The 22,593-nt window shown below is 56.1% G+C and carries 27 protein-coding genes; 20 read left to right on the top strand and 7 right to left on the bottom strand.

Annotated elements, in window-relative coordinates:
* A partial coding sequence (locus tag APY94_RS10360; protein ID WP_211259706.1) for a transposase occupies positions 1-190 on the top strand: 190 nt, incomplete at its 5' end.
* Between the two features lie 35 nt (positions 191-225).
* Positions 226-1,485: an RNA-guided endonuclease InsQ/TnpB family protein gene (locus APY94_RS10365; protein WP_058939558.1), complete on the top strand. Its 1,260-nt coding sequence runs from the start codon at positions 226-228 to the stop codon at positions 1,483-1,485.
* Positions 1,486-1,547: 62 nt separating this feature from the next.
* On the opposite strand, the gene APY94_RS10370 is transcribed toward APY94_RS10365, so the two are convergent.
* Positions 1,548-2,300, bottom strand: coding sequence for a Nif3-like dinuclear metal center hexameric protein (locus APY94_RS10370; RefSeq protein WP_058939559.1), 753 nt, complete (start codon positions 2,298-2,300; stop codon positions 1,548-1,550).
* Positions 2,301-2,399: 99 nt separating this feature from the next.
* Between APY94_RS10370 and APY94_RS10375 the strand changes: the two genes are divergently transcribed.
* Positions 2,400-4,175, top strand: a complete 1,776-nt coding sequence (locus APY94_RS10375) for a tRNA uridine(34) 5-carboxymethylaminomethyl modification radical SAM/GNAT enzyme Elp3 (RefSeq protein WP_058939560.1) — start codon at positions 2,400-2,402, stop codon at positions 4,173-4,175.
* Positions 4,176-4,190: 15 nt separating this feature from the next.
* Here the strand turns inward: APY94_RS10375 and APY94_RS10380 are convergent, their stop codons facing one another.
* The 3 genes from APY94_RS10380 to APY94_RS10390 are packed head-to-tail and all read right to left on the bottom strand — an operon-like array spanning position 4,191 to position 8,046.
* Positions 4,191-6,128: an NEW3 domain-containing protein gene (locus APY94_RS10380; protein WP_083500648.1), complete on the bottom strand. Its 1,938-nt coding sequence runs from the start codon at positions 6,126-6,128 to the stop codon at positions 4,191-4,193.
* Positions 6,128-7,126, bottom strand: a complete 999-nt coding sequence (locus APY94_RS10385) for an ABC transporter permease (protein ID WP_058939562.1) — start codon at positions 7,124-7,126, stop codon at positions 6,128-6,130. Before APY94_RS10385 ends, APY94_RS10380 begins: the two co-directional genes overlap by 1 nt.
* A complete protein-coding gene (locus tag APY94_RS10390; RefSeq protein WP_058939563.1) occupies positions 7,123-8,046 on the bottom strand; it encodes an ABC transporter ATP-binding protein in 924 nt (307 codons plus the stop codon). Before APY94_RS10390 ends, APY94_RS10385 begins: the two co-directional genes overlap by 4 nt.
* A 206-nt stretch (positions 8,047-8,252) precedes the next feature.
* Between APY94_RS10390 and APY94_RS10395 the strand changes: the two genes are divergently transcribed.
* Together APY94_RS10395 and APY94_RS10400 are read left to right on the top strand one after the other, a co-directional pair.
* The gene (locus tag APY94_RS10395; protein WP_058939564.1) at positions 8,253-8,828 is read left to right on the top strand and encodes a hypothetical protein; all 576 of its coding nucleotides are present in this window, start codon (positions 8,253-8,255) and stop codon (positions 8,826-8,828) included.
* Between the two features lie 11 nt (positions 8,829-8,839).
* A complete protein-coding gene (locus tag APY94_RS10400) occupies positions 8,840-9,367 on the top strand; it encodes a hypothetical protein (RefSeq protein ID WP_058939565.1) in 528 nt (175 codons plus the stop codon).
* Between the two features lie 68 nt (positions 9,368-9,435).
* Here the strand turns inward: APY94_RS10400 and APY94_RS10405 are convergent, their stop codons facing one another.
* A complete protein-coding gene (locus APY94_RS10405; RefSeq protein WP_058939566.1) occupies positions 9,436-10,068 on the bottom strand; it encodes an HdeD family acid-resistance protein in 633 nt (210 codons plus the stop codon).
* Between the two features lie 124 nt (positions 10,069-10,192).
* On the opposite strand from APY94_RS10405, the gene APY94_RS10410 reads away from it, so the two are divergent.
* The 11 genes from APY94_RS10410 to APY94_RS10460 all read left to right on the top strand — a co-directional run bounded on the left by APY94_RS10410 (position 10,193) and on the right by APY94_RS10460 (position 18,240).
* The gene (locus tag APY94_RS10410; RefSeq protein WP_058939567.1) at positions 10,193-10,729 is read left to right on the top strand and encodes a YkgJ family cysteine cluster protein; all 537 of its coding nucleotides are present in this window, start codon (positions 10,193-10,195) and stop codon (positions 10,727-10,729) included.
* Between the two features lie 27 nt (positions 10,730-10,756).
* Positions 10,757-11,317: a hypothetical protein gene (locus tag APY94_RS10415; RefSeq protein WP_058939568.1), complete on the top strand. Its 561-nt coding sequence runs from the start codon at positions 10,757-10,759 to the stop codon at positions 11,315-11,317.
* 30 nt (positions 11,318-11,347) lie between these two features.
* Positions 11,348-11,854, top strand: coding sequence for a PUA domain-containing protein (locus APY94_RS10420; protein WP_058939569.1), 507 nt, complete (start codon positions 11,348-11,350; stop codon positions 11,852-11,854).
* A 278-nt stretch (positions 11,855-12,132) separates the two neighbouring features.
* Positions 12,133-12,405 carry a hypothetical protein gene (locus APY94_RS10425; protein ID WP_211259707.1) on the top strand — a complete coding sequence of 91 codons (273 nt, stop codon included), beginning with the start codon at positions 12,133-12,135 and terminating at the stop codon, positions 12,403-12,405.
* Positions 12,406-12,420: 15 nt separating this feature from the next.
* Complete coding sequence (locus APY94_RS10430; RefSeq protein WP_157065529.1) at positions 12,421-13,446, top strand: hypothetical protein; 1,026 nt, start codon at positions 12,421-12,423, stop codon at positions 13,444-13,446.
* Entirely contained in the window at positions 13,443-14,213 is a 771-nt protein-coding gene (locus APY94_RS10435) for an ABC transporter permease (RefSeq protein WP_058939572.1), read from the top strand. The genes APY94_RS10430 and APY94_RS10435 overlap by 4 nt, the downstream gene beginning before the upstream one ends.
* Complete coding sequence (locus APY94_RS10440) at positions 14,210-14,629, top strand: hypothetical protein (RefSeq protein ID WP_058939573.1); 420 nt, start codon at positions 14,210-14,212, stop codon at positions 14,627-14,629. The genes APY94_RS10435 and APY94_RS10440 overlap by 4 nt, the downstream gene beginning before the upstream one ends.
* Positions 14,626-15,282, top strand: a complete 657-nt coding sequence (locus tag APY94_RS10445; protein ID WP_211259708.1) for an ABC transporter ATP-binding protein — start codon at positions 14,626-14,628, stop codon at positions 15,280-15,282. The genes APY94_RS10440 and APY94_RS10445 overlap by 4 nt, the downstream gene beginning before the upstream one ends.
* Positions 15,239-16,873 carry a PEGA domain-containing protein gene (locus tag APY94_RS10450; protein WP_083500649.1) on the top strand — a complete coding sequence of 545 codons (1,635 nt, stop codon included), beginning with the start codon at positions 15,239-15,241 and terminating at the stop codon, positions 16,871-16,873. The genes APY94_RS10445 and APY94_RS10450 overlap by 44 nt, the downstream gene beginning before the upstream one ends.
* Before the next feature lie 77 nt (positions 16,874-16,950).
* Positions 16,951-17,697 (top strand): KaiC domain-containing protein, encoded by a 747-nt coding sequence (locus APY94_RS10455; protein WP_058939575.1) that lies wholly within the window; start codon positions 16,951-16,953, stop codon positions 17,695-17,697.
* An 18-nt stretch (positions 17,698-17,715) separates the two neighbouring features.
* Positions 17,716-18,240 (top strand): hypothetical protein, encoded by a 525-nt coding sequence (locus APY94_RS10460; RefSeq protein ID WP_058939576.1) that lies wholly within the window; start codon positions 17,716-17,718, stop codon positions 18,238-18,240.
* Positions 18,241-18,246: 6 nt separating this feature from the next.
* Here APY94_RS10460 and speD read toward each other — a convergent pair whose 3' ends face one another.
* Both speD and APY94_RS13250 read right to left on the bottom strand, forming a co-directional pair.
* Positions 18,247-18,672: an adenosylmethionine decarboxylase gene (gene speD, locus APY94_RS10465; RefSeq protein WP_058939577.1), complete on the bottom strand. Its 426-nt coding sequence runs from the start codon at positions 18,670-18,672 to the stop codon at positions 18,247-18,249.
* A gap of 44 nt (positions 18,673-18,716) precedes the next feature.
* Positions 18,717-18,923: a hypothetical protein gene (locus tag APY94_RS13250; RefSeq protein ID WP_157065530.1), complete on the bottom strand. Its 207-nt coding sequence runs from the start codon at positions 18,921-18,923 to the stop codon at positions 18,717-18,719.
* Positions 18,924-19,005: 82 nt separating this feature from the next.
* Here APY94_RS13250 and APY94_RS10470 point away from each other — a divergent pair, with 82 nt between their 5' ends.
* The 4 genes from APY94_RS10470 to APY94_RS10485 all read left to right on the top strand — a co-directional run bounded on the left by APY94_RS10470 (position 19,006) and on the right by APY94_RS10485 (position 22,591).
* Positions 19,006-19,920, top strand: a complete 915-nt coding sequence (locus APY94_RS10470) for a protein translocase subunit SecF (protein WP_058939578.1) — start codon at positions 19,006-19,008, stop codon at positions 19,918-19,920.
* Complete coding sequence (locus APY94_RS10475; protein ID WP_058939579.1) at positions 19,917-21,440, top strand: preprotein translocase subunit SecD; 1,524 nt, start codon at positions 19,917-19,919, stop codon at positions 21,438-21,440. The genes APY94_RS10470 and APY94_RS10475 overlap by 4 nt, the downstream gene beginning before the upstream one ends.
* Positions 21,440-22,132 carry a potassium channel family protein gene (locus APY94_RS10480; protein ID WP_058939580.1) on the top strand — a complete coding sequence of 231 codons (693 nt, stop codon included), beginning with the start codon at positions 21,440-21,442 and terminating at the stop codon, positions 22,130-22,132. Before APY94_RS10475 ends, APY94_RS10480 begins: the two co-directional genes overlap by 1 nt.
* Positions 22,133-22,279: 147 nt before the next feature.
* Positions 22,280-22,591, top strand: a complete 312-nt coding sequence (locus APY94_RS10485; RefSeq protein WP_058939581.1) for a V-type ATP synthase subunit H — start codon at positions 22,280-22,282, stop codon at positions 22,589-22,591.
* The last annotated feature ends 2 nt before the right edge of the window (positions 22,592-22,593 follow it).

The following is a 22,593-nucleotide window of genomic DNA, read 5'->3' on the forward strand; positions in this document are numbered from 1 at the left end:
GAACCACCTGAAGGGCAAAACCGCCAGAAAACTCCTTCAAGAATTCCCCGAACTGAGGAGTAAAACAACGCACGGCAGGCTCTGGTCCCGCTCCTACTTCGTCGCCTCAGTCGGCTACATAACTGATGAGATCGTCAAACACTACGTTGAAACCCAATGGGAGCGTGAGTTGAAACGAAGAGGAGCGTAACCCTCAAACTCCAGCCCTCGAAGGCCCAAAAGAAAATCCTCTTCGAGTTAGCCGACGTTGGAGCCAAAGTCTGGAACAGGGTGAACTACCTTCGCAGGCAAGAATTCTTCGAGGGCAAACCCGTTGATTTCCTTAAAACCGAGAAAACCGTTTACGAGGAATTCAAAAAGGAAATCGGTTCCGCGACAGTTCAGCAAATTTGCAGGAAGAACGCCGAAGCCTGGAGAAGCTTCTTCGCCCTTGCGATGAAAAAGAAGACCAAAGAACTCCCCAAGTGGCTCAAACCAAAACCGCCAAGCTATCTGAAAGAAGGCGGAAAGAGAAGACCCTTGATCGTCCTCAGAAACGACCAGTACAAGATTGAGGGCAACAAGCTAATCCTCAAGGGGCTCGGAAGGTTCAAGAAGCTTGAAATCCAGTTTAAGGGCAGGATACACCTGAAGGGCAAGCAAGGGCGCTTAGAAATCCAGTATGACCCAATAAGGCGGAAATGGTATGCTCACGTGAGCTTCACCGTCGAGGAGAAACTGATTGGAAACGAATGGGTTGAAGTCCCAAGAAACCCATTGGGAAGCCTTTCGGCGGGAATTGACCTTGGAGTGAACAACTTGATGGCCGTTTACGTCGAGAACGGCGAGAGTTTCTTAGTCAACGGGAGACCATTAAAGAGCATTGCATTTTACTGGCAAAAACGAATAGCTGAATACCAGTCGAGACTCAATAAAAGCGGTGCGAAGAAGAGTAGAAACCTCAAGGGAATGCATGAGAAGGCTAAACTTCAGGCGAAACATTACATCAACACGGCGGTTAGACAAACCGTCGAGAGACTTCATCAGTTGGGAGTTAACAGGATTGTCGTCGGTTATCCCAAGGGGATAGCGAGAAACTCGGACAAAGGCAGGAAGCAGAACTTCCTCCTCTCTCACGTCTGGCGGTTTAACTGTGTCATTAAACGCTTAATCGAGGTCGCCGAGGAGTATGGTATTAGGGTTTTGGTTGTTAATGAGGCTTTCACGTCTAAGCGTTGTCCCGTCTGCGGGAAGCCCCACGAGGGGGCGAGGTTTGTTCGTGGGTTATTTAAGTGTCCCGTGACGGGGCTTATCTTCAACGCGGACTTAGTTGGAGCGTTTAATATTTTGAAGAAGGTGGTGAAAACCATAACCCCGAATCTGAGCGGTCTTTACGCTCAGAGGAGGGGTAACGGGGGGAAGACCCTCCCCGAGGGGTCGAAGACCTGCTTTAACTTGGGTTTGAATGAGACCCTTCAAACCTCTCCGCCCTTAGCGAGGGGTTAAGCCGAACCCTCGCCCTTCACGGCGGAGAGGAGGTCAGGAGGGTAAAATGAAACGTGTCGGTTTCAAAGCCCCGTCGGCTCGTCTATGAAGAGAACCTCCACGTCAAACTTTTCTCTGAGGACCCGCATCAGAGCCTTGACTCCGAGAGTCTCGGTCTTGTAGTGGCCGGCAGCGAGGACGCTCTGGGGCAGATCGATGGCCGTTAGATAATCCGCGTGGGTGAATTCGCCCGTTACGAGCAGGTCGATTCCCTTTCTGTGCGCCTCCTCAAGTGCGAAGGCCCCGGCGCCGCTCACGGCACCGACAGTTTTTATCTCCCTCTCCCCGAACTCGTAGGTTCTGACGGTCGTGCCGAGCTTCTCGGCGATTATATGCGCCACCTTCTCGATCGGCTGCGGCTCATCGAACTCTCCATAGAAGCCCACGCTCAGCCCCCTGTACTCGCCGAAGGGGCCCCTGGGCTCAATGCCAAGAATGCGGAGCAGTTCGACGTTGTTGCCGACCTCGGGGTGGGCGTCGAGGGGCAGGTGGGCGGCGTAGAGGTTTATCCCGCTCTCCATGAGGGCCTTCAGGCGTCTGTAGTGTATCCCGGTGATGTATCCGAGGCCGCCCCATATCATGCCGTGGTGGACCACCATCATGTCGGCTCCGGCCTTTGCGGCCCTCTCGATTGTTCTTAGAGTGGTATCAACTGCAAAGGCGACCCTTTCGACCTCCGCCTTCCCCTCCACCTGGAGGCCGTTGCTCGACTTGTCGGGGTAAGCCTGAACGTTGAGGTGTTCGTCAAGGAACGCCACCAGCTCGTCGCGGTTCATTCTCCCACCTCATATTCACTTGGTGAATTATTCACTAACTGAATATGTCCGGCAAACCCTTTTAAAACCGAGCCTCAACTCCAGCCGAGAGGTGTTGAGATGGGCGAGGGTGAGTTTAGGAAGGCCGTTGAAGAACTCGCGAGGGCCGTCATGAACGGCGAGATAAAGGGCCGTGAGGAGCTCAACAGGTATAAGATAGCCGTATCCAGGAAGTATCATCTCTCAAAGATTCCCGGTAACTCGGACATCCTCAAGGCCATTCCGGAGGACAGGCGCGAGGAGTTCAGGGATCTGCTCAAGCGAAAGCCGACGAGGACGATAAGCGGCGTCGCTGTAGTCGCCATGATGACCAAGCCCTTCCCGTGCCCACACGGGCGCTGCATCTACTGTCCCGGAGGACCGAGCGTTGGCTCTCCCCAGAGCTACACCGGAAGGGAGCCCTCCGCCCTGAGGGCCGTTCAGAGCGCCTACCATCCGTACATCATCATGATGCGCCGCCTTAAGCAGCTCACCGACATAGGGCACGACGTGGACAAGGTGGAGGTCATAATCCAGGGCGGCACCTTCCCGGCCGTGGACTTGGACTACCAGGAGTGGTTCGTCAAGTGCGCCTTCAAAGCGATGAACGACTTCCCGCACTTCAGGGAGGTAGAGAACCTTGAGGAGAAGCTCGTCAGGCTGATAGTCCACAGTGATGAGTCCGTCTTGGAGGAGGACCCGAAGTTCAAGGAGGCCTGGGAGAAAACGCACGCAAAGCCCTACTACTACCTCGAAGACGAGCAGAGGAAGAACGAGAGGGCTAAGGTCAGGATGGTCGGCCTGACGATAGAGACGCGCCCGGACTGGGCCTTCGAGAGGCACATAGACAGGATGCTGAAGCTCGGAACGACAAGGGTTGAGCTTGGAGTGCAGACCATATTCAACTTCATCCACGAGAGGACCAGAAGGGGACACGGCGTCGAGGAGATAGTCAGGGCCACCCAGCTTTTGCGCGACGCGGGCCTCAAAATCAACTACCACATAATGCCCGGCCTGCCTGGAAGCAACTTCGAGAGGGACCTCTACACCTTCCGCGCCATCTTCGAGGATCCCCGCTTCCGCCCGGACATGCTGAAGGTGTATCCCACCCTAGTTACCGCCGATGCACCGCTCTATCGCCAGTGGAGGGAGGGCAAATACCGCCCCTACCGCACGGAGGAGGCGGTGGAGCTTCTCGTCGAGGCCTACAGGTTCTTCCCGAAGTGGGTTCGCGTGATGAGAATCCAGCGCGACATCCCGGTTCAGCTCATCGTTGACGGCGTTAGGCACTCCAATCTGGGCCAGCTCGTCTTCAACGAACTCGTAAAGCGCGGGGTAAGGCCGAGGGAGATTAGGTTTAGAGAAGTCGGCCACATGATGGAGAAGTTCGGGGTTCAGCCCGAGGTCGAGCACATAAAGCTCCTCCGCGAGGACTACGATGCCGCCGGGGGAAGGGAGATATTCCTGAGCTTCGAGGACACAAAGAACGACGTTCTTATCGGCTTCATCCGCCTCAGGATTCCGAGTGAAAAGGCCCACAGGAAGGAGATAAACTGCTGTCCCTCCTCGATAGTCAGGGAGCTCCACGTGTACGGGCCGCTCGTGCCGATAGGCGGGAAGCCGAAGTACGAGTGGCAGCACAGGGGCTACGGAAGGGAACTGCTGGCGGAGGCCGAGAGGATAGCGAGAGAGGAGTTCGACGTGAAGAAGATGCTCGTTATAAGCGGCGTCGGTGTTAGGAACTACTACAGGAAGTTCGGCTACCGGAAGAACGGGCCCTACGTCGCCAAGAGGCTCGATAGGGGCTATGCGGACTTTGAGACGGGAGGCCACTTCGATGGACACCTGAACACATAGAAATGGAAAGGGAGATCAGCGCCTTCCGTATCTCCTCAGCAGGAGCCCCAGCACTAAGAGCGCTCCGAGGATTATGGCCAGCCCCAGGTACGTCTGACCGCTTCCCTTGCTCACGGTAACCCTGATGCTTGCCTCCTTAGTTTTCTGGTCGCTGATGGCGTTGAGGGTGATGAGATAGTCCCCGGCATCCACGTTCTCGGGAACCGCCACCTCAATTGTGAACTCTACCTCATCATCCCTCCCCAGGGAAGGCACTTTCCGCGGCTCCACCTTTACGTTCCATCCCTTGGGAGCCTTGACTTCGATTCTGAGGTTTGTCAGCGGGCTGGTGCCTGTGTTATACACCCTGACCGTGGTCTTTGCCTCGTCTCCAGCGTCCACCTTCAAACTGTACCGTTCTAGAGTCACCGTCAGTCCGTAGCTGCCGGTCAGTTTTGCCGTGAGGTTTATCTCCCGCTCTTCACCGCTCCCAGCTGAGGCCACACGGAGGGTTGAGCGGTACGTTCCGAGCTCCGCCGTGTCGGGGGGTATCAGGAGCACGTAAAACTGCTTTTCTTTCCCGGACCGGACGTATGCGCTGGTTATCCCCGTGCGTGAGGCCGGGTCTTCCACCACCATTCCGCCCCAGTTCTGGGGCACACTTAGGCTCAGTGAGTACGTATCGTCCTCTGTTCCAAGATTCTTTAGAACCACGATGTAAGTGAAGCTTCTCCCGAGCACCTGACTCTTCGACGGCTCAGAAACACTGATGTCCATGTAGTAAGGCAGTCTGCGCATGCTCACATGGAGCTCCTTTCTCCTGCCGGCCTTTATTTCAACGTTTTTCTCGACCTTGCGGTAGGATTCCTTTGAGATCCTCACGGTGTAGTGTCCCTCTGGAGCTTCGATTGAGGCGGTCCCATCGGAAAGTGTCTTTGCTTCCGTCACAGTCTTCCCGTGCCGAAGGAGCTCCACCTTGGCACCAGCCACGTAGGTTCCTGAGCCTTCATCCGTGACCTTGACTGAGAGGGTGCCGTTTTCACCGGCGTGGGTTTTGTTCACATAGACTCCAAGAGTCTCCTCGGCATTCCCAGCCTTCACTGTAACGTTATACATGCCCACTGGGGCATCGCTGGGAACGCCTATGACCAGCCTTACGGTGCTCTCACCGGAGACCCTCACCGCACGTACTGGCTCTCCCCCTGCGAGGAATCTTGCGCTCCATTTCTCTGGAATCTCTGCACTCAGGGAGACCACTGTGGGCGATTGAGAACTCAGATGGAGCTCGAATGATACACTCTCCCCGGCCTCCACTTCCTTCACCGGATAATCACACTGGATTCCGACTCCTCCCTCCTTTACTGTGACGGAGAGCTTCAGCTGGCTTTCGCCGGCGTGAAGGAGCACATCAAACCTACCCGTTTTCGTGGACGTTTTAATGGCCACGACAACTTGGGCACTCTCTCCGTGCCGCAGGTAGATACCGTTGATTTCAGAACTTCCCTCCGTTATTCTGGCGCTCCATCCGGGAGGAGCCTCTACGGAGAGCGGAACGAACGTATCTCCTCCGTTGTTTCTTACCGTTACTGAGAACATCACCTGTCCCCCAGGTTTGGTTATCTTGCTGGGGAACTGGGTTTCCAGTGCTATGTTGCCGGAGGGACTTTCTACGCGGATATCGTCGCCGGAGAGTATGATATGAACCGCACCCTCCTCTGGCTTAAGGCTGCCCGCCGTCATGTTCAGGCCTTCCGTAACCTTTACAGTGTCCCCGAATGAGAGAACATACGTGGTTCCGTTTATCCTGAGGGCGGCTTTCCCATCGTTTGAAAAGTCCGTGAACTCTATGGGAATCCCGTTGACCGTTACGCTCTGCCCCACGTGAAGGGTTAGGCTGATGGTTTCAGCGGACGCCGCGGGGACGGCCAGAAGGAGGAAAAAAAGGACTGCCGTGAGGGCCTTCTTCATCTCCATCACCTTATTTCCGCCCGTACGAATCCAAGGTATGCCGCGACAAAGCCTATTATCAGATACGCCAGCAGGAAGACGATTTCCCTCTTGGCGAAGGACAGGCTCTCGGCCAGACTGTACGTCGGCTGTTCGGGACCCTCAATTCCCGGGGAATACATCGCGTCCTTCCAGGACTGTGCGTGGGGATTGAGCACGTACTCCGATATCTGCTGGAAGTCCGCCCTTGGGGACAGGCTGCTGACCGTTTCGATGGTGTCAAAGTATTTCTTGCTCCACTCCTGTATCAGGTTGTCGTACTCCTCCCACAGCTTTTCCTGCGCCTGCAGTTCCTCCAGGGTCACGTTCTCGGAATAACCTGTGAACGCTTCCTGTGGGGGCTGGGGCTGTGGTCCTGCCACGTGATCTGCCACGATTGGCGCCACGGCTTCAAACACCACCGTAACTGCCAGGAAGAGAACCAGGGCGTACATCAGGGCGCTGCCGCTGGACTTGGAGTGTGCCGAAAACGCAACGGCTATCCCGAAGAACACCAGCAGGTATAGGTAGGCGAAAAAGAAGTACACCGCCAGTCTGGTGATTGAAGTGCCGTCCACTGTGACCCCCATCCACATCAGCGTTCCTAGAACGACGAGGAACGTTATCACCACCGCCACCGCCAGTGTCATGGCGCCCCCGAGGAGTTTTCCTAGTATTACCTGATCCCTGTAGACCGGATGGCCCATGAGGACCTTGAGAGTCCTGTTCTCCCTCTCACGGGTTATCGCGTCAAAACCGAGCGCGAGGGCGAATATCCCTCCGATGAGTCCTAGGTAATATGTGACCCCCCACATGACTTCGTAGACCTTTGGACTTTCCCCTTCCATGCCCCGCCACGTCATCATGCCGGTCTTTACCTGTGCCAGTGCGAGCAGGGTTATGAGAAGCAAAAATCCAAACAGAACCAGAAAACGCCTGCTGGTCATATAGTCACGGAACTCCTTGCTCGCTATTGCCCCTATCATCCTTCCTCCCTCCCGTAAACCAGCTCGAGGAAGACCTCCTCCAGCGTTGGTTCATGCAGGTGAACATCGATGACGGTGTAGCCCATGCCAGTTAGTTCCTCTACCAGCTCCTCTCTGATGTCCCGGGATGCGTAGACGGTCAGTCTGTTGCTTCCCGCTTTGCGCCACTCTATCACTTCGGTGTTCAGGTCATTAAGAACGAGCGGCTGCTTTGTTTCCACCGTTATAAAGACCCTCCCCTCAATGAATTTCCGCTTTATCTCCTCCTGGCTGCCGCTTATGAGGAGTTTTCCCCCGGAGATTATCCCTATCTCATCGCTTACCTCCTCGACCTCCGAGAGGATGTGGGACGAGAAGAATACCGTCTTTCCATCTTTCTTCAATCTGCGTATCAGTTCCCTCATTTCCACAGCGCCCCTGGGGTCAAGACCGTTGGTCGGTTCATCGAGGAAGAGAACCTCCGGGTCGTTTAGAAGAGCCTGGGCCAGCAGAAGGCGCTGCTTCATACCGGTGGAGAATCCCCCCACCTTTCTGTCCGCGGCGTCTTCGAGTCCCACAAGCTCGAGCAGTTCCCTTGCCCTCTTCTTGGCATCTTCTTTGGGAATCCTGTAGAACTTGGATATGTACATAAGGTTATCGAAGGCCGTCAGATTGGGATAGAGTCCGCCCTCCGCGGGCATGAACCCGCTTATCCTTTTGACCTCCACCGGCTTTTCCTGAACGTCTATTCCTGCCACGTAGGCCCTGCCCTCCGTTGGCTGAATGAGGCCCAGGAGGAGAAGTATCGTCGTTGTTTTTCCCGCCCCGTTTGGTCCCAGAAATCCGTAGACAGCCCCTTTTTTCACGGTTAGGTTTAGGCGATCCACGGCGGCAATGCCGTCATAAACTTTCGTGAGGTTTTCAGTTTCGATTATGTTCATCTTAATCACCCAACATAGTAGGAAGCTCACTTTAATATAAGCGTTTTGGTTTGGAGGAATAAAGATTAAACAATACTTATTTCGCGCGTTGTTCTGGTGATGTGCTGTTCTGCTTTAGTGTTTCTCCTCAGTGGTGGGATAAAACCTTTTCAGTTCAGTAAACCTTTTAAGCACCGCTGAACAAGTATGGACCGGGGTGTGTTTGAATGGAGAAGGGTGGTAAACCCCGGATATCATATGAGACAACCTTCAGGGTGAAGGTTCTCATCCTGACCCTCATCTTTGGAATCGCTATATTCATGATAGTCTATTACCCCATCATCTCCCACCAGGTCGACCCATTTAAAGTGGAGTCCCCCAGGGGTCAGGTACTGCTCGCCCAGAACTTCTCCATCGCGGGAGTTACCTATACGAACGCCGTTCCGTTCACTGCCGAGAACAACGCCCTCGTCCTCGGGGGAAGCGATGAGCTGGACGATACCCTCACGATTACCGTGTCCACACCGCAGTGGTGCGTTGACCTGTGGACGTGGGGAGGCTCAGCCAACGGATGGGTGAGGAAGTACGATTGTGCGAGGGAGCTTCAGCTGAGTAAGTACGCCTTCAACAGGGTTCCAACCCACGAGGCTAAGGAGATAGCCCGCTGGAGCCTGGAACCTGGATACGTTCTGGTTTTCCACAAAAACGGTCCGGTTCAGAAATATGAGATCGTCAACTTCACCGTGACTTACGGGGGAGAGACAGATTGGGGAGCCTTCAAAGTGTCTGTTAAAAGCTCGTGAGGTGGTTTTTTATGAAACTCTCCTACGAAACCTCTTTTCGTCTTAAGGTTCTTCTCATAGCATCGCTCTTCGGGCTGGTGATATTCTACATCGTGTACTATCCGATAATATCCTACAACCCGGTGCCGTACGGGGTTGCCTCGCCCAAGGGGCAGCTGCTGGTTATGAAGAACATGACGTTCGGCGGCATGGAATGGGAGAACGCCGTCGATCTGTACAACAACCTAGTTCTGAAGGGTGACGAGGACTACGGGGACTACGTGGTTCTTGAGCTCAAGACCCCCGGCTGGTGCATGGACGTGGTCGTGTGGAGCGGGACTGCATATACGAGGAAGGCGGAATGCGTTAGGAAGGTCACGATATCCAAGTACACCTTCCGCATACCCCCCGGCTCCTACTGGTACCTCGACGGCTCCTATCACCTGATACTCTACAAGCCGAGCGATGTTCCAAAGGACTACGAGATGGTTAACTTCACCGTCACCTACGGCCCTAAGTCCGATTGGGGGGCCTTTAAGGCGGCCTATCCAAAGGACTGATGGTTAAAAGAAGGGACGGGAAAAGGAAGCGGTTTTGTTCTTTATCGTTTCTTTCGCTTTCCCTTGGCTCATGCCTGAGCCTCTGGCTTGTTCTTCATCGACCTTGCCCCGAGGGACAGCGCTATGAAGCTCGCACCGGCGACTATAAGCTCAATCGCCACGAAGATTCCTATGACCCACGGGCTCCACTCTGGCCAGTTGGCGAGGATCATGACTCCTATGAAGAAGTCGATGACGCCCGAGAAGATCACTATGCCCCCGCCTTCGGTCTTGAAGCCCATGAGAACCTTAACGATACCGAAGATGAAGTATGCGCCGCCCAGTATGAACGTCAGGATCTGGGCCGAGAGGAGGGGTTCCTCCAGCATTGCCGCTCCGACTATTATGTAGAGCGCCGCCAGCAGGAGCTGAAATATCCGCGTTTCCCCGCTCTCACCGCTGGTGAACAGGGCAACGGCTATCAGAATGACACCGCTGAGTATGAGGAAAACTCCAAAGACAGCGATGCTGGCCAGGGTGACGAACGGCAGTATGCTGAGACTGACGATACCAAGAACGAGCAGAACGATTCCCAGAACCAGGTACCACTGCCAGTGCGCCATCAGGCTGGCCACCTGCTTCCTGGCCATCTCCTCCCTGTACTCCTCCGGGGTCATTGGTTTATTTTCCTCATCCCCGGCGGGTTCTTTAATCTCATCCATGGGTATTACCTCCAAAACTCTTTTTTGCAAATATAGTGTACATTTCAAACTCATAAAAACATTTCGTCGAATAGTTTTTGGAAACATCCGGTGCATTTTTAACCGGTTTTTTGAATGTAGCTCTATGAGATTCAAACCCAAACCCTTCAGGGAACCGGTGTCCTTCAGGTGTCTCTACTGCCCCGACTGCTGCAGGGGGAGGCACATCTATCTAACTCTGAATGATATAGAGAGAATATCGGGGGCAGGTCACGACCCCCAGGACTTCGTGACATTCTCCGTTGAGGGGGACAAAATACGCTTCGTCCTCGCGGTGAGGGAGTGGGACCTGGGCTGCGTCTTCCACGACCCGGAGACCGGAAAGTGCCGTGTTCACTATGCGAACCCGATAATCTGCCGCATCTATCCATTCATGGTCTCCCGCAAGCCCCTCGGTGTTGATGGAGAGATGCCCTTTGAGTACATGGGTCAGAGGCTGTGGCTCTACTACGACGAGAGCTGCCCGGGAATAAACGCGGAGGAGCCGGAAACGACGATAACACCGGAGGAGATAGCGGAGCTCGGCCTCCGGTTCGAGAGGGAGTTCGAGAGAACGGACATGGCGGGATTCGCCGAGCTGCTCGATACTATGATGGGCGAGGCTTTCAGTGAGGAAAAGTAAATATACATGCCGGGACGAATGTTGATTATGGCCGACTGGAAGTCCTACCTGCTGCCCGGTCTCTTTCTCCTTCAGGCGGGGATTAACCTGATGTTCTACGGCTTTCCAGCGGTTATGTTCTCAGTCGTCATTCCTGAGGGTCTATACGGGAAGCTCGCTTGGGCTCTGCCCTTCCTTATGCTCGGCTACTTTGCCCTCGGAATACTGGCTCTCTACTACCTCTCTGCCGCCAACGTCCGCAGGGGAAAGCTCCTTGGGCTTTTGTATTTCGGCGCCGGGGCGCTGGGCTCGGCCGTGGTTCTCTCGGAGTCCCTTCACGAGATGCCCCTGCTTCCGGCCACTTTTGCCCTCTGGCTGGCGCTGTCCCTCCTCGGAATGCTCCTTCTTTTCCGCGGAATCGGGGTTTCGTGGAAGCTTTCGCTCGTGGCGATGACCCTCCTCGGCATATCTGCCCTCGTCAGCGCCTCTACCGCACAGTGGGTCGTTGAGGACTACTACGCTCACGTCCACATAGGGGAAATTCCCGAGAACGCCACCGTTATTGTAGCCTACCCTGAAAACGTCAGCCCTCCGAACGGGACGGGCTAAGCTTTTAAGCTCGGTATCGAGGCTGGAATCATGGAGAGGGAACTCAGATACAGACGCGCCTCCTCGTGGGAATACGATTTAATCCTCCGCGAGGCCGAGAAGTACGGCGAGCTTAGGCACCACTTCTTTGCCGTGGTTGAGGGGAAGTTCCGCGACGTCTACGCGGTAAACGAAACTGTCTGGGCGGAGATTGAGGGGATACCCATCAAGCCCTACGCCTACGGAACCTTCGTGGGCACGATAACGGTGGACAAAAACCTGGTCGAGAAGTTCTACCCCAACGTCGAGTTCTTCTACTTCGTTGACGTTGCGAAGAACTACGCCGTTCTAACACCCAAGGCTGGGTTCCTCTTCACGACCGGTAAGGACGTGCCAAGGAGCGGCGTGAGGCGGTACGACTGGAAGGGAACGAAGAAGCTGGTGATTTACGACGATAACGGTGTTATTCTGGGCATCGGCAGGATAAACACCGAGAGCAGGAGGAAGTTCATTCTGAACGTGACTGACATAGGTGAGTTTTTGAGGAGGAATCGGTAGCTCATCCTTCCATGCACGTGTTACTTTTTTCTTTTGAAAGCCTCACTCTTCATGCCAAAGATGAGATCAGTCCTGTGATAAATAAACATCTTTGTTTACTCGAAAATCTTATATGTTCTTGATACTCTACAACATAATGAAAACCCTCAGTGAGGGTGGTGCATATGAAGAAACTTGTGCGATTAAGCCTGCTTCTTTGTCTCGTGGGTCTGGTTTCCATAGCCAGCGTGTCCGCGTGGACCTCAAAGATCGTCATATCTTCGTCTGGATGTTGGAGAATGTACGACCACGACACTGACACTCCCCAATGGAGTCAGGACGAGTGGGTCTGGGCCGGTGTCTCTGGATGGCTAAACATCTGCGACGGAAGAATAACCGTCGACACTTCAACCGTGAAACATGTTGCGCGCTGGTCTGGCGTCAGGGTGGACAAGTCCAGGGTACAGAGATACAGGGGAGCCAGGGTTTCTTTCACAAAGATACCCTACGAGAGGTATAACGGCGAGAGGGGAGTGGCTTTTGCATTGATTCCCCACTTCTACAAGCACTGACTTGGGTGACGTCGCGTGCGGGCTAAAATAATGCTTGTCCTTTTGGTTCTAATTTTTATGGGGACAACCACTGTATCTGCTACTGCCCCGGCCTGGCTCAAACCCGGGGCCTACGTGACCTATGCAGTTATCGTTCCGAAGGACGCGAGGTTCGGGACAAACAGCGTTATGATCAAGCTCGACATGCTCAACGGGCGCTCCTTCGAGGCGCTTTATCCCTACCTCACCAGGACGATGGAGAGGAACGTCTCGCGGGACGAGAACTACGTCACCGCCCTCTGGCCGACGGGGACCTCTTACCTGACCTTTGAGGTCCTCTCCGTGGACAACGACACTGCCAAAATCCTCGTCACGCTTAAACTCCACGATGTCGTCGTTGAAAGGCCCGACCTCGCGAACGCGAGCGTGCTCGTGCTCTCCGAGGTTCTCACCCTCGACCTGAAAAGCGGGATGTACGTCCGCAACGGCATGCCCGTTGCCAGGCCGAGCTTCTTCGTAGACACCTCTTCCCCTCCCGGGCCCGGCGCCGTCCTCCTGAACGTCACCGTCCCGGAAGGGGGAGCCTGGGTGATGAGGATCAAAAACCTGAGCTACTCCCGCTACCGGGACGTTGAGGTTTTAACGCACCTGCGCACCTTCCATCCACCTTTCATTTACCTCGAATCTGACGTGGTGAGGTTCAACCTCCACGGCCCGGACTACAGCTTCTCCGGGGGTACGGGCTTCTCGGCCCTCTACGACCCCTCTACCGGCCTGATGATAGCGTCCGACATGTTCTCAACTCCCCCTGAGCTAGTTCTAATGGGCGTGATCAGCTCCACGATGGAAGACGTGAACGCCTCGCGGGCCCTCCGCAAACTTCTCGCCGAAGGCTCAAACAAACGATGGCTCCAGGGCTGGAACCTCTTCGCGACAAACGTGGAGTTCCGGGATGAGAACCCCTTCGAGAGACCCCGCAGTCCCTTCGTGTACTACTTCGTCCCCCTGGCCATTATAGCCCTCGCAGTCGGTATCAGGGACTTCTGGAGGTGGGTTCGATGAAAATCCTCCACTGGGAGCTCGAAGACCCGCTGAACCTCACAGCTTTTGCCTTCGGTTTCCTGCTCATCGGAACTTCCCTCTTCATCCGGGGAATCAGGGTCTCTACCCATTTCATAGCCTTCCCACCGAGCGAGGACATCATCAGGGCTTCCTCCTGGAGAACCATGGGCATCAGCGTTCCCCTCCTGTCCGATGAGGTTTACACCGCCTTCATGCTAACTGCGGTTCTCTTAGCATCGCTCGTCCTGCGGAACGACAGGGACACGCGCTTTGCCCTCTCGCTCTACTCCCTCCCCGTAGAGAGAAAGAGGCTGGTTCTCTCCAAGGTTCTGGCGGTTTTCATAATGCTCTTCACGGCATCCTTCCTCCCGTTCATTCTGACGGTCACCTACATCTTCGGCGATACCGGTGACTTCCTACTCACCGCCCTACTCTCGAAGGGCCTACTTCCCCTGTACCTGCTCTACTGGGCCCTGGCCGTTCTCTACGCGGTCGCGGTTTCCTCCCTCGTGGCTCTGAGTTCCCCCAACACGTTCGTCTCGGTGATGGCCGGGCTGTCGGTTCTCTACCTGCCCCACTCGTTCAGAATCTCTTCCTTGCCCCCGGCGGTTCTCAACTCGGCGATATTCCACGCCTACACTTCGGGCGTCTCTCCTTCCGGTTGGTTCATGGAACTCCTCTCGTCCGCTTTCCTCTCCTGCGTTTTTCTCCCCTTTTTCCTCATCGCCCTGGCTCTCTACCTCGCTGAAAGGAGGGACGTGAGGTGAGATTCATCAGGCTCATCCTCTTCCTCGTCGCGGCCTTCACGCTGGTGGCTCTCGCGGTTCAGCACGCCGAGCTCTCCAAGCCCTACTCTGACTTCGCGGTTGGAACCTCCTGCTCGGTCGTCCCGTCGGCGAGGGTTCTCGTCCTCAACATGAACGGCCAGGGGGACTACTCGGTTACCTTCTACGACCCGGTAGAGGGCAGAGTCATCTACTCCTCCACGCTCTTCGGTTCTGGAAGGGCAATCGTAACGCTCAACCACTCGGGCCCCTACTGTGTCGTGGTCTCCTCCGATGTGCCGGCCTCCGTGGCGATCTCCGGCCGGGAGAGCTACCCGTCTTCGAGGGCCCTCTCAATCGAGTACATCATGGGCGGCACCTCCGCCCTCCTCTTCGCCCTCCTGGGGGTGAGGAGATGATAATCCGCACAAAGCACCTCACGAAGCGCTTCGGTTACGTAACCGCGCTCGACTCGGTGAGCGTTGGAATCGGCGAGGGCGTAACCCTAATCCTCGGGCCCAACGGTGGGGGCAAGAGCACGTTCCTGAACCTCTGCGCCGGGACTTACAGGCCGACGGCCGGGACCGTCAGGGTGTTCGGCGGCGATCCGTGGGCCGATGAAGAAGTCAGGGCTAGGTTCGGCGCCTCCTTCGACCCGCCGGCCCTGCCGAGGCATAGAACAGGCCGCGAGTGGCTTGAGTTCCTGGCCGAAATCCGCGGGGGTTCCATCTCCGAGGTCGTTGAGGCGTTCTCCCTTGGGGGCTTTCTCGACAGGAGGACTTCAACTTACTCGGCCGGCATGGCGAAGCGCCTAAGCATAGCCTCCGCCTTTGTGGGCAGTCCGGAGCTAGTTCTGCTGGATGAGCCGCTCGCGAACCTTGACTTTGATGCGATACCCGAAATTGCCGGCCTGTTGAGGCGTTTTGCCTCCGAGGGCGTCTCGATGGTTGTCGTTTCCCACCTATGGAAGCCTTTCGTCGAGTTCGCCGACAGGGCAGTCGTTATAGCTGGAGGGGAGGTGAAGCTCGATGGCAACGTTGAGGAGGTTGTTTCTGCTCTCAATCTTATTTAGCGTGCTGTTCGTACCGTTCGCGTCCCCAACGCCCGTGCTCTTTGAGTTCAGCGGACGGGTAAGGGTTGGGGATTTAAACGCGACCGCTCCGACAGTGCTGAACCTGAGCGCCGGCAGGTGGCCGGTTGAGCTGTCCGTCAGGAACGTCACCATCATCTTTAACCTGAGCGTTGGCGATGCGCCCCTCGTGGTGGAGGTGAACGGGTCCCTTCTGAACGAATCCCTGGGCGGCTTCTCGACCGCGACCGTTTTCTTAGGCGGAAGAGAAGTCCCCACGCCGGAGTCTGAGAAAAGCCCGTGCATGTCCGCCCCCAACTGGACCTCCGGGGAGGGAGAGACCTCGGCGATGGGGCCATCAAAGCCCGTCCCGATGGAAACGGTTCTCTTCGCATCGTGCCGCGTGAGGGACTACCTCCTCCTTCCCAGCGGCCTTCCGGTGGTTGCCGAGTACGCGGGCGTTAAAAAATACTGCCTCGTCACGATTTCGGCAGATGGGGGTGGCTGGAGCTCCTATGGTGGCTGCTCCAGGGAGTACATTGAGAACGCAGTGACCCCTGTCCCGGGGAGAATAACCTCAAAACCTGCCAACGCTACCGTTTACGTCAACGGCTTCCATCTTTTTGGGGAGTGGTTTACCCCGATGAGGCTCTACCTTCCATTTACCTCCGAGCTGAGCTCGTACAACGTCTCGCTCGGCGCCAACGGCTACCCCTTTGTCTCCGGCGTCGTGGTTTCCGCCGGGAGGAACGTCACCCTCTACGCAGACCTCTCGGCGCTGTTGCGGGCGGTTTCGGTTCATCCGGAGGCCGGAACCCTCAAAGTCTCAACGACGCCCCCTAACGCAAGTCTGGTGATTTTTGCGGGAAATCGGAAGGTTTTCTCCGGCAGGAGTCCGCTCAGGCTGGTCCTTCCTGCGGGTGCCTATACCGTCAGCGCCTCCCTCGCCGGCTACGGGGGCGTCGTGAAGAACGTGACGGTTCCGGCCAACGGAAGCGTCTCACTGAACCTGACCCTCAGTCCCCTCCCGGCAGAGCTCAACGTTGCCACGGTTCCTCTAGGAGCGGAGGTGAGGGTCGGGAACAGAACGTGCACCTCTCCCTGCTCCCTGAACCTGACTGCCGGTGTTTACAACGTTTCGGCCTCCCTTCGGGGCTACCTTCCGAACTCCACCCTCGTCCCCCTGTCCCCTGGCACTTCCAGGAACGTCTCGCTGAACCTGGTTAAGATGCCGGTCCTCGTAGTTGCGACCTCTCCAGCCGGAGCCACCGTTGAAGTTGACGGAAGGGAATGCGTTACGCCCTGCAACCTCTCCATAATGCCGGGCAACCACAGCCTCACGGTCGAGAAGGAAGGTTACGAGAGGACTTTTATAATGGTCACCCTCCGGGAGGGCGAGATAACTTCCGTCAACCTCTCGCTTAGGAAAACTTCGGTGGAAATTCCCGCCAAAACCCCCGTGGAAACCCCGACTCCAACATCCCGCGAGAGCCGGGGTGAAGAGCCGAGGGCCCTGTGGCATCGGTGGGCCCTGCCGGCCGCGCTGGCGTTGCTCGTCTTCGTCATCTTTGCTGGGGTGCGGAGGAGGCCATGAACCCTGCGCAACGTTTTTAAGGTCCACGGGACCAAAACTAATTGGTAACAAAAAGTAACTAAAGGGGGTGATGCCCGATGGTGGGGAGGGTGAGGACGGGCATCCCCGGTATGGACGAGGTTCTTCACGGCGGAATCCCCGAGAGGAACGTCGTTCTCCTGAGCGGCGGCCCTGGGACTGGTAAGACGATATTCTCACAGCAGTTTCTGTGGGGCGGCATTCAGAACGGCGAGCCCGGCATATACGTGGCACTGGAGGAGCACCCCCTTCAGGTCAGGGGGAACATGGCGGGCTTCGGCTGGGACGTCAGGAAGTATGAGGAGGAAGGCCTGTTTGCGATGGTGGACGCGTTCACAGCGGGTGTGGGAAAGAGCAGGGAGTACGAGAGGTACATCGTCCACGACCTGACGGATATCAAAGAGTTCATAGACGTCCTGAGAACGGCTATCAAGGACATCGGCGCCAAGAGAGTGGTGATAGACTCCGTCACTACCCTCTACATTAACAAGCCCGCGATGGCAAGGAGCGTTGTCATGCAGCTCAAGCGCGTTCTGGCAGGCCTCGGAGTTACGGGCATACTCGTGAGCCAGATAAGCGCTGGTGAGCGCGGCTTTGGAGGGCCGGGCGTTGAGCACGGTGTTGATGGCATAATAAGGCTCGACCTCGACGAGATTGACGGCAAGCTTAAGAGAAGCCTGATAGTCTGGAAGATGCGCGGAACTAGTCACAGCATGAGGAGGCATCCCTTCGAGATAACGGACAGGGGAATCGTCGTTTACCCAGACAGGGTTCTCATGAGGAAAACAGTTGTGGAGCTCGATTAAAAACAGGGGGGTGAGAGAATGGAGGTCCCGCTGAACCCCCTCGGGAGGGAGGAGATACACAGGCTTGAGAGCGTGCTCCTATTCGCTACCCTCTTCAGACCGGAGGTCATAGGGCTGATTAAGGACCCGGCAGAGAGGCTGACCTGGGTGGACAGCTTAGCGGTCGCCGCTGGAGCCATAGCGAGGGAGAAGGCGAGAATGACAGTAAGTGAAATCGCGGAGGAACTCGGCAGGACTGAGGCAACGATAAGGAAGCACCTCAAGGGCGAGACCAAGGCCGGTCAGCTCGTCAGGGAGACCTACGAGCTCATAAAGCGGGGCAGGCTCGACGAACTGGTTAGAAACATTGAGGTCCTTGCCGAAGGCGGCCGACCGGCTGAGCTTGAGGAGTGCGGGAAGCTTAGGAGGGAGAACGAGGAGCTTAGGGAGCGAATCATGGCGCTCGAGGAAAAGAACCTCGAGCTGGTTGCGAAGCTCGAGAACGTCAAGAGAATACTGGACGATGGACTGGAAACGGTAAAAGAGATAGAAAAGCTTCTATGAGGCCCCTTATTCATTCTCATTCTTTCTGAGGGCCTCTTCCCACGTCATTATCATGTGGGTGTAGGTGTCGTCGTCCTCCTCTATTCCGCGCTTTATCTCCGAGACGTGGGCGTATTTGGCTTTGAACTGCTCAAGTATGTAATCGACGGCCTTCTCCGGGTCGGCCTTGGTGCCGCAGGTGTAGACGTCCAGAGCGGCATAGCCCCTCTCGGGCCAGGTGTGAACTGAGATGTGGCTTTCAGCGACTATGACGACGCCGCTGACACCGGTCGGGGAGAACTTGAAGAAATAGCTTGACTTGACCTCCATATCGCTGACCTTCGCCGCGTCGAGGAATATCTGCCTTATCCTGTCAGCGTCACCCAGAACCTCAGGATCGCAACCGGCGGCCTCAACAACGTAGTGGAACCCGATGGTCTCTATCTCGCTCATGGTCTCTCACCTCTTGTTGCTCCTATTATGTACCCTTTTTAAAGTTAAGCCCTCGATAGGGGAACTATGGACGGGCCGTTCTGCCGTTGAACTGCTTTGAATTGGTCTGGAATGCATTGAACTGTTAAATTCTGGCTGTTATCGAAATTTTCCGAAAGCTCCTGGGGGATTGAGCCTAGTCCCGATTTGAAGGCTATTTCATGAATTAAGCCTCCTCTCCGCCCCCCTTTGGTCTGCTCATCGCTGGCCATTTTCAGGCATGAACCACTAATTTTAAAACTCATGCTTCCAACTAACGACAAGTTTTGCAAAAACTAACGACGGGGTGAAGGTATGTCGAAGCCTAAATCTAAGGCAAAGCCCACGGCCGGTGACGCCGTGAGGGCAAGGAAACGAAAGAAGCTTGGCTTTCTGGCCGAGATGGAATACAAAAAAATGATCCTGTATCCGTTGGTGGTATTCCTTGTGGCTCTGATTCTGCTCGCGGTTAATTTCCCCACGCTTGGAATAGACCTCCAGGGTGGTGTGGTCGTCACCGCCTATGGAATCGATGCGAACCCCGATGAGCTCGCCAAGACCCTGAGCGCCCAGCTGGGAGTGGACGTGAGGGTCGAGAGCTTCACCAGCGTTGATACCAGCGGTATCCGGGTTTACGCTCCCGTCGGTACGGACCCTACGGAGATAATAAAGATACTGAAGCACGACTATCCAAACGCGGAGTACACCCACAGCGAGGTTCAGCCCACCTTCGGTAAAATCGCCCAGCAGCAGGGCATCAGGGCCCTCGTCTTCGCGTTCCTTGCAATGGCAGTGGTGGTCTTCCTGTTCTTCAGGAACCTCGTGCCGTCAATGACGATAATCTTCTCGGCCCTCTCGGATATGGCAATAGCCGTCGCCCTCATGGGTCTCTTCGGCATTGAGCTGACAACGGCCACGATAGCGGCTCTGCTCATGCTCATAGGTTACACCGTTGACAGCAACATCCTCCTGACCACCAAGCTCCTCAGAAGGAAGGATGACACGCTGGACGAGGCATACCTCAGCGCGGTCTCCACAGGATTCACGATGAGCACCACCACCCTCGGCGCCCTGCTTGTGCTCTGGATTATCTCCACCAGCCAGACCATCGATAACATAGCCATCGTCCTCATCTTCGGTCTGCTCGCCGACTTCATGAACACATGGGTTCTTAACGCCGGCGTGCTGAAGTGGTACCTCTCAAACCCGGCAAGGGGTGGTAGTGAATGAAGAGACGAACCAGGAACCTTCTCCTCAACTGGAGGATAATCCTGCTCACCCTGTTCCTCGTGGGCTCCGTGGCTACTCTGGCCTTCAAGCCCCTGACGTATGGAATCGATATATCCGGTGGTGTTGCCCTCGTCGCCCAGACGGAGCACCCCGTTGACAGCGATACGATGCAGCTCGTCGTCAGCTCGCTCCAGAAGAGGCTCAACACCCTTGGACTGAGGGACATCACCGTCGAGGCTCAGGGAGACCAGATAGTGCTTATCAAGGTCGCTAATGTGAGCACTGCGGAGGAAGCCAACCAGATAAAGTCAGTCATCGAGAGTCAGGGTGTATTCTACATGGAGTTCACCGGGACCGTGTTCGGAACCGGCGAGGACGTTGAGTACGTTGGAATATACCAGATAAAGTCCGACAACAGCTGGGCCGTTCCGTTCAGAATCTCTAAGGCTGCAGCGGAGAAATTTGCCGAGCTCGCCTACGGTAAGAAGGGCTGGCCAGTTGACATGTTCCTCGATCCCCCTGTTGACTCCCTGATGGTGGTTCCTGACTCGGTCTACAGGCTCATGAACAGCACGGACTTCAACGCCGAGGCCCCGGACGCCCCGACCCTCATGGAGAGGGTTGGCAAGGCCTTCAACGTAACCGTCGTCGCCTACGCCAACCAGAGTGCCGATGAGATAGCCAAACTCGCGGAGGGTAAGGATAAGATAGTTCTCGTCGATGTCCCGCAGGACCTGCAGACCCAGCTCGAGGGAATGAACCTCACGGTTCGCTACGTTCCGAGGGCCCCCGGTGAGAGCGATCACTCTCTCGTGGTCAGGGTTCTCGGGCTCTACGGCCCCTACTCCCTCGGTGAGGGCCTCACGGTGGGTGAACCTCAGCAGGACGTTCAGATCACAGGAACCGCACCTGACAGGATGACGGCCGAGCAGGAGGCCAGCACGATATACACCGTTCTTAAGAGCGGTTCGCTTCCGGTCAAGCTCAACGTCGTCGGCATGGAGTTCATATCCCCGCGCCTCGGGGAAAACTTCAGGACCCAGGCCCTCTACGCCGGCCTCGCCGCCCTGATAGCGGTGCTCCTGATCGTGTACTTCCACTACAGGAACTGGAGGATTGCCGTTCCCATCGCAAGCACCAGCCTCTTTGAGGTTGTAATAATCCTCGGCTTCGCGTCCCTCATAAACTGGAACCTCGACCTCCCGAGCATCGCGGGTATCATCGCGGCGATTGGTACCGGCGTCGATCAGCAGATAGTCATAACCGACGAGCTGCTCAGCGGCGAGAAGACCACGAGGATAACTAGGCGCGCCAGCGTCCTCAGGAGAATGGGAAGGGCGTTCTTCGTCATCTTCGCCTCCGCGGCGACGACCATAGCGGCCATGAGCTTCCTGCTGGTTTACTTCGTCGGAACGCTCAAGGGATTCGCCTTCACCACGATACTCGGCGTCCTCATCGGGATCCTCGTCACCAGGCCGGCCTACGCCGAGATAGCAAAATACCTGCTCGGTGAGGACTGATGTTCGTCGTGATAATGGGCGCCGGAAGGGTCGGCTTCCTCGTCGCCAAGATGCTCGAGGAGGACGGCCACGACGTCACCATAATCGAGATGGACAAGGCGAGGGCCAAGGAGCTCTCCCTCCTCATCAACGGCCTGGTTATCGAGGGCGACGCGACCGACCCGAAGACCCTCGAGGAGGCCAACATCAAGCAGGCGGACGCCTTCGCGGCGCTGACCGGCAAGGACGACGCCAACCTGCTGGCCTGCATACTGGCAAAGCACCTGAACCCCAAGGTGAAAACCTCCCTCAGGCTGGGGAACCCCAAGAACAGGCGCATATTCGAGGAGGTAACCGACCTCAAGCGCTACTTCGACTTCGTCATCAGTCCTGAGGAAATAGCGGCGGAGTATATAAGCAGGAACATAGTCACGCCGGGCTTCGACCGCGTCCTCTTCCCGAAGGAGGGCGCCGAGATAGTCCGCTTCACCATCGACGAAAACAGCGAGATAGCGGGCAAGTACGTCCGCGACCTCAAACTGCCCAGGGACGCCCTCATGATAGCCGTTTACGACGAGAAGGGCAACCTGATAATTCCGTCCGGCGACACGAAGCTTCCTGAGAGGGGTCAGGTCATAGTCTTCGCCAAGAACAGCATACTGGACAGCGTGAAGGGTCTCCTCGAGAGGAGAAGACCCGACAATGAAAGTTAATATGACATTTTTTTCAACTTTTATGCCCATTTCTGTTCTTTCCTCGTCATATCTTTGGTGCGGGGGCCAAAAACTATTTAAACCGGTTAGGGAAGCCAAAAGCGACGTGTGAGGAAACCTGTTTTCAGGGTCATTGGGGGGCTAATCATGGAGGACGTCATCAAGCAGATTGTTGATGCAGAGAAGCAGGCCGAGGCACGCATTGAGAAGGCCAAGGAGGACGCCAGGGAGATAGTGCTTAAGGCCCGTGAGGAGGCCAAGCTTCTCGAGAAGGAGATTATACGGAACGCTGAGACTCAGGCGGAAGCCCTCGTCGAGAAGGCCCGCGCCGAAGGCGAGGAGGAGGCCAAAAAGGTCCTCGAGGAGGGCAACGCTGAGATAGAGGAGCTTAAGGTGAAGGCCACCAACAACTTTGAGAGGGCCATCTCGGCTGGTATAGCACTCGTGAGAGGGAGCTGACG

This window comes from Thermococcus celericrescens, from assembly GCF_001484195.1.
GTDB classification, from domain to species: domain Archaea; phylum Methanobacteriota_B; class Thermococci; order Thermococcales; family Thermococcaceae; genus Thermococcus; species Thermococcus celericrescens.

Coding starts and splice junctions, on each gene's coding strand:
- APY94_RS10395 (WP_058939564.1), top strand. CDS start 8,253: ATGGAGAAGGGTGGTAAACCCCGGATATCATATGAGACAACCTTCAGG.
- APY94_RS13250 (WP_157065530.1), bottom strand. CDS start 18,923: ATGGCCAGCGATGAGCAGACCAAAGGGGGGCGGAGAGGAGGCTTAATT.
- APY94_RS10475 (WP_058939579.1), top strand. CDS start 19,917: ATGAAGAGACGAACCAGGAACCTTCTCCTCAACTGGAGGATAATCCTG.
- speD (WP_058939577.1), bottom strand. CDS start 18,672: ATGAGCGAGATAGAGACCATCGGGTTCCACTACGTTGTTGAGGCCGCC.
- APY94_RS10405 (WP_058939566.1), bottom strand. CDS start 10,068: ATGGATGAGATTAAAGAACCCGCCGGGGATGAGGAAAATAAACCAATG.
- APY94_RS10485 (WP_058939581.1), top strand. CDS start 22,280: ATGGAGGACGTCATCAAGCAGATTGTTGATGCAGAGAAGCAGGCCGAG.
- APY94_RS10460 (WP_058939576.1), top strand. CDS start 17,716: ATGGAGGTCCCGCTGAACCCCCTCGGGAGGGAGGAGATACACAGGCTT.
- APY94_RS10420 (WP_058939569.1), top strand. CDS start 11,348: ATGGAGAGGGAACTCAGATACAGACGCGCCTCCTCGTGGGAATACGAT.
- APY94_RS10480 (WP_058939580.1), top strand. CDS start 21,440: ATGTTCGTCGTGATAATGGGCGCCGGAAGGGTCGGCTTCCTCGTCGCC.
- APY94_RS10375 (WP_058939560.1), top strand. CDS start 2,400: ATGGGCGAGGGTGAGTTTAGGAAGGCCGTTGAAGAACTCGCGAGGGCC.
- APY94_RS10425 (WP_211259707.1), top strand. CDS start 12,133: ATGTACGACCACGACACTGACACTCCCCAATGGAGTCAGGACGAGTGG.
- APY94_RS10445 (WP_211259708.1), top strand. CDS start 14,626: ATGATAATCCGCACAAAGCACCTCACGAAGCGCTTCGGTTACGTAACC.
- APY94_RS10410 (WP_058939567.1), top strand. CDS start 10,193: ATGAGATTCAAACCCAAACCCTTCAGGGAACCGGTGTCCTTCAGGTGT.
- APY94_RS10470 (WP_058939578.1), top strand. CDS start 19,006: ATGTCGAAGCCTAAATCTAAGGCAAAGCCCACGGCCGGTGACGCCGTG.
- APY94_RS10455 (WP_058939575.1), top strand. CDS start 16,951: ATGGTGGGGAGGGTGAGGACGGGCATCCCCGGTATGGACGAGGTTCTT.
- APY94_RS10390 (WP_058939563.1), bottom strand. CDS start 8,046: ATGAACATAATCGAAACTGAAAACCTCACGAAAGTTTATGACGGCATT.
- APY94_RS10450 (WP_083500649.1), top strand. CDS start 15,239: ATGGCAACGTTGAGGAGGTTGTTTCTGCTCTCAATCTTATTTAGCGTG.
- APY94_RS10380 (WP_083500648.1), bottom strand. CDS start 6,128: ATGGAGATGAAGAAGGCCCTCACGGCAGTCCTTTTTTTCCTCCTTCTG.
- APY94_RS10370 (WP_058939559.1), bottom strand. CDS start 2,300: ATGAACCGCGACGAGCTGGTGGCGTTCCTTGACGAACACCTCAACGTT.
- APY94_RS10400 (WP_058939565.1), top strand. CDS start 8,840: ATGAAACTCTCCTACGAAACCTCTTTTCGTCTTAAGGTTCTTCTCATA.
- APY94_RS10415 (WP_058939568.1), top strand. CDS start 10,757: ATGGCCGACTGGAAGTCCTACCTGCTGCCCGGTCTCTTTCTCCTTCAG.
- APY94_RS10385 (WP_058939562.1), bottom strand. CDS start 7,126: ATGATAGGGGCAATAGCGAGCAAGGAGTTCCGTGACTATATGACCAGC.
- APY94_RS10435 (WP_058939572.1), top strand. CDS start 13,443: ATGAAAATCCTCCACTGGGAGCTCGAAGACCCGCTGAACCTCACAGCT.